This window comes from Baaleninema simplex PCC 7105 (assembly GCF_000332355.1).
Taxonomy (GTDB): domain Bacteria; phylum Cyanobacteriota; class Cyanobacteriia; order Cyanobacteriales; family Geitlerinemataceae; genus Baaleninema; species Baaleninema simplex.
On record NZ_KB235958.1, the window covers coordinates 1,477,022 to 1,488,649 of the forward strand.

At 53.2% G+C, this 11,628-nt stretch carries 8 protein-coding genes; 1 reads left to right on the forward strand and 7 read right to left on the reverse strand.

Annotated features, from left to right (window positions below):
* Positions 1-45: 45 nt before the first annotated feature.
* On the reverse strand, positions 46-1,083 hold the full coding sequence (locus GEI7105_RS0108515; RefSeq protein ID WP_017660055.1) for a zinc-binding alcohol dehydrogenase family protein: 1,038 nt from the start codon (positions 1,081-1,083) through the stop codon (positions 46-48).
* Positions 1,084-1,294: 211 nt separating this feature from the next.
* On the opposite strand from GEI7105_RS0108515, the gene GEI7105_RS29695 reads away from it, so the two are divergent.
* Positions 1,295-2,278, forward strand: a complete 984-nt coding sequence (locus GEI7105_RS29695) for a LysR family transcriptional regulator (RefSeq protein ID WP_017660056.1) — start codon at positions 1,295-1,297, stop codon at positions 2,276-2,278.
* Here GEI7105_RS29695 and GEI7105_RS0108525 read toward each other — a convergent pair.
* The 6 genes from GEI7105_RS0108525 to GEI7105_RS40750 all read right to left on the reverse strand — a co-directional run bounded on the left by GEI7105_RS0108525 (position 2,209) and on the right by GEI7105_RS40750 (position 11,528).
* Positions 2,209-4,851 carry a putative bifunctional diguanylate cyclase/phosphodiesterase gene (locus GEI7105_RS0108525; protein WP_071591990.1) on the reverse strand — a complete coding sequence of 881 codons (2,643 nt, stop codon included), beginning with the start codon at positions 4,849-4,851 and terminating at the stop codon, positions 2,209-2,211. The genes GEI7105_RS29695 and GEI7105_RS0108525 overlap by 70 nt on opposite strands.
* Positions 4,852-5,072: 221 nt before the next feature.
* Complete coding sequence (locus GEI7105_RS35920; protein ID WP_083862346.1) at positions 5,073-8,039, reverse strand: Ig-like domain-containing protein; 2,967 nt, start codon at positions 8,037-8,039, stop codon at positions 5,073-5,075.
* A 231-nt stretch (positions 8,040-8,270) separates the two neighbouring features.
* Positions 8,271-9,419: a tetratricopeptide repeat protein gene (locus GEI7105_RS29700; protein WP_017660058.1), complete on the reverse strand. Its 1,149-nt coding sequence runs from the start codon at positions 9,417-9,419 to the stop codon at positions 8,271-8,273.
* Positions 9,420-9,597: 178 nt separating this feature from the next.
* The gene (gene ccmS / locus GEI7105_RS0108540; protein WP_017660059.1) at positions 9,598-10,026 is read right to left on the reverse strand and encodes a beta-carboxysome assembly chaperone CcmS; all 429 of its coding nucleotides are present in this window, start codon (positions 10,024-10,026) and stop codon (positions 9,598-9,600) included.
* Between the two features lie 91 nt (positions 10,027-10,117).
* Positions 10,118-10,783 carry a class I SAM-dependent methyltransferase gene (locus GEI7105_RS0108545; RefSeq protein WP_026097518.1) on the reverse strand — a complete coding sequence of 222 codons (666 nt, stop codon included), beginning with the start codon at positions 10,781-10,783 and terminating at the stop codon, positions 10,118-10,120.
* A 547-nt stretch (positions 10,784-11,330) separates the two neighbouring features.
* Positions 11,331-11,528, reverse strand: coding sequence for a 16S rRNA (uracil(1498)-N(3))-methyltransferase (locus GEI7105_RS40750; RefSeq protein WP_071591991.1), 198 nt, complete (start codon positions 11,526-11,528; stop codon positions 11,331-11,333).
* Between the last annotated feature and the right edge of the window lie 100 nt (positions 11,529-11,628).

Here is an 11,628-nt window from a genome sequence, read left to right on the forward strand (position 1 = left end):
TGCGAACCGCTAGTATCCTGGCAATCTGTCCGTTCCCTTGAAGTCCTAGGCGTCGAGATTTACCGACTCCCAGCCTGCCAACACAATTTTACCAATGGTTCGACCCGCTTCAATGCGAGCGTGAACGTCCCGAAGATGTTTAGCATTAATGGGACAGACAACATCGTTGCAAGTCGTTGTCAACGTTCCCTCATCGATCGCTCGACTCACTTCGTTGAGGAGGAGTTGCTGTTGAAGCATATCTTCTGTGCAATACATGGCGCGAGTAAACATTAACTCCCAAACCAAACCCACGCTTTTCTTCATCAATACCTCCATATCCAACGGTCTGTAATTTTCCACAATGGTACAAATGAGTCCCTGGGGGACGATCGCCTCGGCCATGGCGTCCCAGTGACCGTCTGTATCGTTGAGACAAAGAATGTAATCGACAGTCTCGTACCCGATCTGTTTCAATTCCTCAGCTAAATTGTTACGGTGATTGACGATCTCGTCCGCACCGAGTTTGCGGCACCACTGAGCAGTTTCAGGACGAGAGGCACTCGCAATCGTCTTGAGTTTGGCAATTTTCTTCGCGATCTGGATTGCGATCGAGCCAACCCCTCCAGCACCGTTGACGATTAAAATCGATTTTCCTGAGTCTTCGCCTGTTTTGCTAATTTTCAAGCGATCGAACAGGGCTTCCCAAGCCGTCAGTGCCGTTAGCGGTAGTGCAGCCGCCCGGTCGAATCCCAAAGACGTCGGTTTATGTCCGACGATGCGCTCGTCGACGAGCTGAAATTCACTGTTACTCCCCGGACGTGTAAGATCCCCAGCATAGTAAACTTCATCGCCGGGCTTGAAGGCCGTCACCGATTCGCCGACAGCCGCCACCACCCCGGCAGCATCCCAGCCCAAAATACGAGGTTTCGTTTCCACTTTATCCTTGGGCGCGCGTATTTTTGTATCTACAGGATTGACCGAAATCGCTTTTACCTCTACCAGAAGATCGTGTCCTTGAGGTTCGGGGCGTTCGATCTCAACATCTTGCAAACTATTTGGATCGGCGATCGGAAGGTATTTGTAGAGTCCAACAGCTTTCATGGCAGTTACCTAAGTTTCAAGATACAACAACCTTTTTTTGTACGAACGATCGAAGCAAATCTTTTTAAGATTGGAATAAAATTAGCATAAAAAATTATCTTTTGTAGATTGCTTCTTTTGCATATATTTAGCTTAGCAAGTTGCTTTTATTTTTGGAATTACTCTAAACTTAAAAATACTTTTCAGAAAAACTGAACGATCGCACCGACTCATGACTAAGATCGACGATATGGAGCTATTTGTGCGAGTCGTCAAAGCTGGCGGATTAGCCGCCGCCGGTCGCCAGCTCGGTCTTTCACCCGCCAGTATGACCGCACGCCTCAAAGCCCTAGAAGCTCGCTATGCCACTTGCCTGCTCAACCGCAACACCCGCAGCATTTCCCTGACTGATGCAGGACATCGTTTCTACGAAGCCTGTTTGCGAGTTTTAGCGGCGATCGCAGAAGCCGAAGCGACCTTTGAGGTGGGAAAACCAGAGCTTTCTGGGCAGTTGCGCGTCACCGCTCCTTCCGACTTCGGCCGTCAGTTTGTAGCGCCAGCCTTAGCTGACTTTGTATGCGAACATCCCAAGGTCGTTCCTTATCTGCTTCTATCCGAACACGCGGTCGATTTAATTGCTGAAGGCTTTGACTTGGGGGTTCGTTTGGGAAATTTACCCGATAGCAACTTAATGATGCGATCTCTGACTACAGAGAACCGACGCGTAGTTTGTGCTTCGCCCAAATATTTAGAAAAATATGGAATTCCACAACAACCTCAAGACTTAAAACACCATCGCTGTCTCGTCATGGAACGCTTGGGCGAAAAATTCGATCGATGGTGCTTTAAAAAAGAGTCGAGTTCCCCAGCAATTTCAACGACGGTCGAAGTCCAGGCAGCTCTCATCGGTGGAGATGGCGCCATCGTGCGACAGTGGGCGTTAGCCGGTGCAGGAATTGCCCTAAAATCGTTTTGGGACATCAAACGAGATCTCGACGCCGGACGCTTAATCGTACTGTTCGATGACTATATCGTGGGTGCATATAGCGGCGACGATCGCACCGTAGGATTACAGCTTGTCTACCCGAGTCGAAAATATCTCCCCAGACAAGTCGCGGGTTTCATGGAATATTTCGCCCAATACATTCACCATCGGGGTCGTCGTGCGAGTAACTGCGCCGCCGCCGACGCCGGAAGCGGTTTGGCAAACCAATAGCCTTGACCGTAATCGCAGCCAAGTTCGCGCAAGTGTGCCAAATCTTCGGGAGTTTCGATCCCTTCGGCGATCGCGTCCATTCCCAAGGTATGAGCTAAGGTCACGATCGTCCGAACGATTTCGCGATCTTCGCGAGAATTTTCCATCCGTTGCACGAACGACCGATCGATTTTCAACGTATCGACCGGAAAACGATTGAGATAGCTCAAAGACGAATAGCCCGTTCCGAAATCGTCGATGCTCAACTTGACCTTCAACGCTTTGAGACGCTCCAAAACGGCGATCGTCGCTTTGACATCCTCCATCGCCACACTTTCAGTAATTTCCAACTTCAACCACTGAGGCTTCAAGCGGGTGCGCGAGAGAATCTCGGCAATGCGCTCGACCAAATCCGGCGATTGCAACTGCTTCCCCGACAAATTCACGCTCACCTGCAAGCGATGGCGACTGGGAAATTGCCGCTGCCACAGACGAGTTTGCGAACAGGCGCGATCGAGAACCCACGCCCCTAACGGCACGATCGATCCGATTTCTTCAGTGACGGGAATAAACTGCCCTGGCGGCACCAAACCGCGAAGCGGATGCTGCCAGCGCACTAACGCTTCAAACCCGGAAATTTTTCCCGACGACAGCCGGACTAGAGGTTGGTAGTATACCCGAAACGTCTCCCCGAGTTCCGAGTGCGGCAAATTGGAATCCTCTTTTTCGTGCCAGTGAGCTTGTTCGACGGGGGTGGCGAATACCTGAGAATGAGCCATCGACTCGCGCAGGTCGATTTCGAGTTGAAACCGAGCCACGGCTTGGGCTTGGAAGGCGGGATCGAACACTTCTGGATAGACGTTGTTGCCAGCTTTCGCGCGGTACATGGCGGTGTGGGCGTCTTCGATCGGATCGCGGTCTCCGGGCAACCCCAGGGCCAGACCGATACTCGAGGTGAGAAATAGGGGCTGTCCGTTCTCGAGGAAAAACGGCCGTTTGAGCTTGCGGCGCACTTGCAGCGCCACGTCCATGAGGGTGTCGAGATCGGCGACATCGTGAAGAACCATCGCGAACTCATCGGGGCCGACTCGGGCCAAAAGGTCGGTTTGTGACAAACAGCTTTTCAGGCGTCCGGTCACCTCTACTAAGACGAAATCGCCAACGGTCGATCCCAAACAGTCGTTGACCGCCTTGAAGCGATCGAGGTCGAGATAGATCGCCCCCACCTGGCTACCGTTGCAGGACGAGCGGACGTGTTGGAGTCGCCGCCACAGACAGATGCGATTGTACAACAGCGTCCGATTGGGTAAGCCCGTAAGTCGATCGTGGAGAACATCGTCGAGCAGTCGATAGGCGAGGGTCGCGGCTGCCGCAACGAGGAAGCCCATACGTGGCCAGGCGATGGGTATCCACCACGCAGCGGCAAAAAATCCCAGTTCCAGCAGCCACAAACCCGCGAGGGCGGCGACGATCGCCCCGGCTAGATACCAAGGACGGCGCACCCGCCACGCCAACCCCGTTCCGAGGAGAATCCACGCCCAAACCCAGAGTGCTTCGAGCCAGTCGGGAGCATACCGCCAGGGACGACGATCGCCTTGCGCGATCGCCACGAGATGTCGCACCATCTGGGCGTGCAGTTCGACGCCGGGCATTTTGACCGCAGCACTGTCGTTTTCCATCTCGCTGAAAGGGGTGGCGAACAAATCCCGCAAACTCGGCGCGATCGAGCCTATCAACACCACGCGATCGCGAATGGCTTGTGGGTCGATGCGATCGTTCAACAGGTCGTCTAGAGAAATCGTGGGAACCGAACCCGTAGGGGTGCGATAGTCGAGTAGGATCTGATAGCCGGAAGGGTCGATGTTGCGGTAGCCTCCAGCCGTGCGATCGAGAGGAACGAGGGTAGTTTTGCCCAACCGAATGCTATCAGAAACAGACGAGCCGTTTTCCGGCGCGATACCGTCAGGTTGTAAGTAGCGAAAGGCCAGGCGAGAGGCGAGGGAAAACAGCAACTCGCCTTCGGAATCCGTGGCAAACAACAGTTGACGACGGACGACGCCATCGCGATCGAGCGGCACTTCGTTAAACCCCACGCGATCGGGAGGAACGGTTTCCGGGGCGGGCGTCCCTCCGTGTTCCGGTGTCGCAATACTGCGAATCGCTATGACGTTAGGAGCGTCGAGTTGTGTGTCGAGGGCGATCGCCCCCTCACCGACCGCTACGCTCCGATAGAGATCGAGACCGATGGCGCGGGGACTGTGGCGTTGCAGGCGCTCGATCGCTTCGGCCAGCATTGCATCGGAGAGCGGCCATTGATATTCCGTTAAATCTGTTTCCGTGACGGCAACGATCGTAACCAGCGAAGGGGTTGACGGATGGCTGCGCCGACGCACGGCGCGATCGAAGGCCAACCGTTCGGCCCGCTCGAACGCTCCTCCCGCCTGGGCCAGACCCACCGAAACGGTAACGGCGAGATGAACGATCGCCACAGAGGGTTTGACACCGAGAAATGAAGCCTTCAGAGCAGAGTTCTTCGAGATATATCGAGCGATCGTAGACCGTAACGTCCGAACTGTATCGCGCAACCTAGGCATCGAGCATTGCGTTCGTAGACAAATTAGCAACAGAGGTAGACGAACCCCACCGAGACGCGCCTCGACTTGAAAAAACGCCGATCGGTTCGAGAGTCGGCGTGCGATATTTCCAAGCGGACAAACTTCAGTAGAGGACTAACCCACGGCGATCGTCGCAGGAATTTGTTGTTACTGTATCACTGGTTCTTTCCCGAGGGTTAGAGAGGTCAACCCCTCGCGACCTAGAAAGAAAAATCCTCCGTTCCCAACTGGTCGAACGCTACATTCTGTACGATCGCCAGTACGGTATCCGTATTGACAATTTTAACGAAGGTGTCGTTGCCATTCGGTTGTAAAACGATATCTTCGGGTTGAAAGTTCCCGAGAGAGAGATCGATTTCATCTTCTCCAGACGTAAAATCGCCAATAGTATCGATCGATCCGTCGTTGACAATAATAAATCGATCTTCGCCGTCGCCTCCGATAAGAACGTCGTTCCCGAGATCCCCTTTAAGCCAGTCGTTTCCGCCTGCCCCGAAGAGAATATCGTCGTTTTGACCGCCGAAGAGGGAATCGTCCCCCCGCGAACCGTCGAGAATGTCGTTGTCCTGGTTCCCGAAGAGTAAATCGTTACCGTCTCCCCCCTGTACAGTATCGATTCCGACTTCGCCCGCCATAACGTCGTCGCCGAAATTCCCCGTCAGAATATCGTTGTCCTTGCCACCGAGAATCGTATCGGCCCCTTCTCCTCCATCGAGGCGATCGAACCCGCCGTTGCCGAACATCAAATCGTTGCCGAGTCCTCCTTGTAGCGTATCGTCGCCAAACTCTCCCGCCATAGCGTCGTCGCCGTCGCCCCCATCGAGAAAGTCGTTCTCCGCTCCGGCAAACATCAGATCGTTGCCGAGTTCTCCCCGTAGAAAGTCGTTCCCGGCATTTCCGAACAACTGATCGTCACCCTCTGCACCGTAGAGGTTATCGTCTCCTGCCAAACCGGACATGATGTCTTTGGCGGGTTTTCCTTGCAGGGTATTTGGAAACTCGTCTCCAAACACCACATTTTCGCCAGTTTCGTTTTCCCCTTCGCGAGTATCGACGGTGACGTTGGGACTTGGGGGTTGAATCGGGGGAATGACAGTGATGCTGTCCCGGTTCCCGTTGGGGTTTGGTTCGACAGGAGTTTCCGGTTGTGGAATTTCTACCTCGTCGGCGACTAGAACTGTAACCGTCGCCGTGTCCCGGTTGCCATCGACATCTTCGAGGGTGTATTCAAAGAAATCGAAGCCTTCAAAATCCTCGGCGGGGGTAAACACGAGGAGGTTACCGTCTTGGGTAATCGCGCCACCGTTAATTCCGGTACTGTCGAAACTGGCGATCGATACGGAGCTGAACAAGTTATCGTTGGCCAGAACGTCGATGGCGATCGCGCGGTTCGTTTGCGTGCGGGGGTCGTCGTCGATGGCATCGGCGGGGTTGATGACGACCGCTGCCGTATCGGTTCCGCCGAATTTGTCTTCGATGGTGTACTCGAAGCGATCGGGTCCGTTGTACCCGGCCGGTGGTGTATAGCGAACTTTATCGTCGCTGGGGTCGGCGGTGTTGTTGGTAATAATGCTGACCGTTCCGCCGTTTTTGGACGTTCCATCAAAGGTTTTTACACCGATCTCGTCGCCGAGAGTAGTGTCTGGGTCGCTATCGTTGGTGAGGATATCCACTGCGACAGACTGGCTGTCACCTCCGGTAAAGGCGATATCGTCTCGGGCAACCGGTGGCGCATTGACAGTAACGGTAACGGTAGCAGTATCGCTACTGGCGGCATCGGTGATTTTGTACGTGAAGGTATCTTCGCCGAGAAATCCAGAAGGAGCGCGGTACACGAGCCGATCGCCGTCGCGCGTAATGCTGCCAATGTTAGCAGAGGTGCTGTCGAAGGAAAAGAGAACGAAATCGTCGCCGTCTGGGTCGATGTCGTTTTCCAGTATGGCGATCGCGACCGATTGTCCCGTTAACACGTCCGCCTCGTCGTCTAGGGCGTTGAGGGTGTCGTTACTGCCCGTCACGGTGATGGTAACGGTTCCGGTCGCTGACGCGTTGTCGTCGTCTTTAACGGTGTAGGTAAAGCTGTCAGTAATGCTTTGACCCGAGGCGAGGGCTTGTAGGTCGGCGGCGTTTGTCGGATCGTAGGTGTAGTTGCCGCTGGCGTCGATCGTGACTTTAGCGCCTTTGCTGCTTTCTAAATCCGTTACGGCTTCAAAGCTGAGATTGCTGCTGATGTCATCGATATCTGATACGGCTGAGGCCAGCGATCCGCTGAACGGTGCGTCTTCGTCGGTCGTTCCCACATCGACATTAGAAGCTGTAGGCGCGTCGTTAACAGCGTTGACGGTAACTGTAAACGCATTGCTATCGTCGCTGTTAAGATCGTTGTCTAACGCGCGAACGATCAGATTGGCCGCGCCCGAGGCGTCAGCTACATAATTTAGCGTTAACGTACCTCCACTGACAGACGTTGTCACCAGCGAAGAATTATTATTTTGAACGGCATAGGTCAGCGTGTTAGCGGGCTGATCGGCATCGCTGAAGAATGCAGTCAGATCTAGGGTGGTGTTGGATGCGTCTTCGTCAACTGTAACGTTGCTAATGGTTCCCGAAAATACTGGGGAGGCGAGGACGTGAGAATAGTTGGCTTGCTGTTGTTTGTCGAAAGCGATCGCAATATCGTTCTGGGTGGAAGTCCGAACCTCGAGTTCCCAATTCCCGCCGAGGGCGTCGCATCCGGTGAGGGTGGTCGAGGCGGCGATGTCGGCTTGGGTGAGGCGGTGGAGTTTTTCGATGAATTCGGCACCCGCGTCGCCAGCCGCCACTTGGCAACCGTAGAACGCGATGGAAAAGTTGGGGCGTCTTCGTCCGTCGTGGGTTGCGCCCCACCGTCTAATGCGATCGCCGTACTGGGAAAGCGTCTCGAGATTCAGTCGAGCGTTTCCGAGGAACGAGCAGCCCGGTTTCCCGTGAGAGACGACGTGCAGTTGAGTGACGTGGGGACGCTGGGCTAGGGCATCATCGATATAGGCGATTCCATCGCGATCGCGCGGTAAGACGATCGCCTCGGCTTGGGGAACTAGACCTTTGAGGAGTCGATCGACATCCATTACCCCTGCATCGATCGCGACGAGCAGGGGGCGGCGGGCAGAGGGGGAAGACTGAAGCATGGAAACTTTCTGGGTGAAACGATGGTACGACCTCACCGACTCGAGATAGATCGAGTCGATTTCGCGCGTTCTACCTCTCTACTGTAATGAATCTCGATCGCGTGAAAAGTTCCCGAAACCTCGTTAAGAAGTATGTCGAAGCCTCCTGTGGAGACGCTTCAGAAGGAACACAACGACAGTTCGCTTCCCCGACGGTTCGATCTGAGGCTTTTCGACACCAAACGTCTCGCTTTAACGCAATGCTTCGAGTCGATCTCGGACTTCTCGAGCTAAGTCGCTGTTTCCCTGTCCTTCGTACAGTTGTAGGGCGGTTTCTAATTCGGCGATCGCCTCGTCAGTTCGCCCTCGCTCTTGCAGCGTCAACCCGAGAAGATGGTGTGCTTCGGCTAAGTCGTCATCGACTGCAACGGCTTGACGGAAGGCGATAATCGCGTTGAGGCTGTCGTCCCGTTCGAGATAGAGTTTACCGAGTTCGAGATGGATGTCCGCTCGCTCGTCGTAGAGTGCCGAAGCCCGTCGGTACAAGTCGAAGGCGCGATCGCGGTTTCCACGGTCGAGTAACAGTCGCCCCACTTCAAATAACAGTTCGCCGTTGCGCGGTTCGAGTTCGATGGCGCGATCGAACGCTGCGATCGCTTCCTCGACGCGATCGGTGTTGAGTAACGCCACGCCAAGGTTTACCTGAATGCGCCCTTCGTTGGGAGCGAGGTTAGCAGCTTTTCGCAACGCCGAAATCGCTTCGTCGTACTGCTCTAAATGTAACAGGGTCGAACCGATGGATTCGTGAACTCGCCAATTGTCGTCGGTGAGCGCAGCAGCCCGACGGTAGGCGTTTAAAGCGCCGTCGTAGTTCCCTTGTCGATACCGCACGACACCGAGTCCGAAGAAAGCGTTGGCGTTGCGATCGTTGAGTTCGGTCGCGGCTTCGTATTCGGTCTCGGCTTCAGCATCGTTTCCAGCATTGGCTAAGGCATAGGCCAAAGCGTAATGGAATTCTGCCACGTTCGGCTCGAGGTCGAGGGCTTGTCGGTACGCTTCGACGGCCGCCTCGAAATTTCCCTGTTGGGCTTCTAAATACCCGATCGCTGAAAAAATCCGAGGGTTGGCGTCGTCTAAACTGGCTGCTTCGCGATAGCGCACCAACGCCTCTGAAAAATCTCCGGTTTCGACGAGATCGCGACCTTCGGCTAAAAGTTGGTTCACGTCTTCGGACGCTTCTGAGTTTTCAGCTTGTTTGAACGTCGCAATCGGGGAACTGATACGGACGACATTTCTCTCGAGTTCGACGAGGGGACGGCCGTAAGCGGGAACGCCGAGTTCGGACGCGCTCGCAATCAGAGCGATCGCAGCGATGGATAGAGATTTGTGCAATGAGAACATATGTGACTTCAATAGAGGAAACGAACGCTTGGAAACACGACGACAGGAGCGCGATATCGATACTCTATGGCCTGACCTGCCGTACGCGGAGCCATTAAATGTTATACCCCGATCGCTTCTCGGGTTACGGACGATTTCCCTGAAACTGGCGATCGTTACCGTTTCGTTTCGGTTGGGTTCACGGTTCGATTTGCGCCCCCATGCGCTGTTCGAGGCGATCGAGTAACGTATCGACATCGGCGTCTGCTTCCTCGAAACAGTCCGGCGGCGTCGGCTGCGGTTGGTATTGCACCGCTTGAATTTGGCCGTTTCCAATGGCGATGAGAAGCACTTCGATTTCGGGATTGTGATTGTCTACGACTCCCATCATCTCCCGCAGGCGGTTATCGACTTTTTGGTTGAGGGCTTCTAGGGCGTCCCGAGTGCAGGTGATGAAATGGGGTTTCGGGGCGATGTCGATGCCTAAATATTCGTTACTGTCGGGGTTGCGTTGGTGCAAACCCCAAGCTAAGGCGGCGATTTCGAGAGTGTTGGCTTTGACGAAGCGATCGAGTTGCTCTCGCCATTTGCGATCTTCAGCGTTCTGGGGGGGGGTTCCCGGTCTCATAACAGTTGGCTTTCGTGTGTTCTACTCGGATTTAGGACGATTCGTGAATGGCTGCGATCGAACCGTTTGACTGTCCTATCATCTCATTTTGTTAACGTCCGTTGCACCCGGCTCGCTGGGCAGTCCAATGGCGATCGGAGGTCATTTTAACGGAAACGTCGTTCAATCCCGCTTGGTTCAATAATTCGATGATTTCTTCGACGGTAAACGCCGCGCAGAGGGAATCCCGAAATAGTTGGGTTTGATGCGTGTCGTAGTCCGAACCGATACTCGCGACGAGGCGATCGACGATCGCTTCGTTCTCGGGGCGATACAAATCCCGCACGAACAGTCCGCCGCTCGGTTTGAGAACGCGGGCGATTTCTTGAAAGCAGGGAACCGGATCGCTGAGATGGTGAACGACGCTGTTGGAGACGACGAAATCGAAGCTGTTGTCGTCGTAGGGCAGTTGTTTGGCATCGAGGTATTCTAAACTGATGCGATCGCTCAACTCGGCATTGTTGACGTGCTGCTGACCCAGTTTCAACATATTTTGCGATAAGTCGATGCCGACAATTTGCCACTGGGGTTTTCGCTGCGCCATCAACACTGGAATTCTCGCCGTTCCCGTTCCTAAATCGAGAACGAGTCCGGATTCGGGACCGATGGTGATCGCGTCTTCGACAAAGACGGTATTGACTTCGGTGAAGTCCATTGCATCGTAGGCGACGGATTCTTCCCAAGTATCCATGACTTCGGGTTCGAGGATTCGTTTCACGATTGTTTTACCACAGAGAACATAGAGATTTTTTTGTAAAAACACACATTTTTTAATTTAGTAATATACCATAAAACAGTATTTTTTGTATAACATTAATAGGCGTTTTTAGCTTTCAAACAAAAAATAAAAATTAATCTTTTTAAAGATATCTTTAAAAATACAAAAATGAAATAATTCGTGAAAATCTTTCTGTTTAAAATGCCTTTATAGCTGAGTAGTCGATCTCCAGATCCCCGGCATCTCCAAGATGCCGGGGATCTTATCGTTTTTACCCCACATTCCGCACCACAAACATACTACAACAAGATTTTTAACGAAAAAAGGACATTACAGCCTTCGTTGTTGAAATTAATTTTCAATAACTTGTGTAGTATGTATTTTTACCTACGATTTTGATAAGGCTTTCTACATAAAACTTTGACAGATTAACCGAACATACTACAAATTGAAGTGCGGAATGTGGGTTTTACAGAACCCACACCAAAACACTCAAACCCCAAAATCCTCTGTGTCTGGTGTGGTGAACCCGCAAAAACCGAACCGTTCACTGCGTTTCCCAGACAGCAGCGACGACAGACAACGCGAAAACCGGAGCGGTAACAGCCCGCAGCACACGACGCCCCAACGAAACCAGTTGACATCCCGTATCTCTGAGAGGGTGACAAGGTAGACGGAAGCCAGACGGGACAATTGTTTGAGAGAATAGAGGAGTCCCAAAAAAGAGGGTGGCGTTTGCGGCCACCCCAACAAAAAAATGCTACCGACATTCTACCAAGATTTTCTGCGCATCCATCTCAATGAGAAGCAAATTGGGATCTTAAAGTGGCTGGTCTGGATACTGC

What these genes read in the sequence shown, in the direction of transcription:
- GEI7105_RS0108515 (WP_017660055.1), bottom strand. Translation starts at nt 1,083, where the DNA reads ATGAAAGCTGTTGGACTCTACAAATACCTTCCGATCGCCGATCCAAAT.
- GEI7105_RS29695 (WP_017660056.1), top strand. Translation starts at nt 1,295, where the DNA reads ATGACTAAGATCGACGATATGGAGCTATTTGTGCGAGTCGTCAAAGCT.
- GEI7105_RS0108525 (WP_071591990.1), bottom strand. Translation starts at nt 4,851, where the DNA reads ATGCCTAGGTTGCGCGATACAGTTCGGACGTTACGGTCTACGATCGCT.
- GEI7105_RS35920 (WP_083862346.1), bottom strand. Translation starts at nt 8,039, where the DNA reads ATGCTTCAGTCTTCCCCCTCTGCCCGCCGCCCCCTGCTCGTCGCGATC.
- GEI7105_RS29700 (WP_017660058.1), bottom strand. Translation starts at nt 9,419, where the DNA reads ATGTTCTCATTGCACAAATCTCTATCCATCGCTGCGATCGCTCTGATT.
- ccmS (WP_017660059.1), bottom strand. Translation starts at nt 10,026, where the DNA reads ATGAGACCGGGAACCCCCCCCCAGAACGCTGAAGATCGCAAATGGCGA.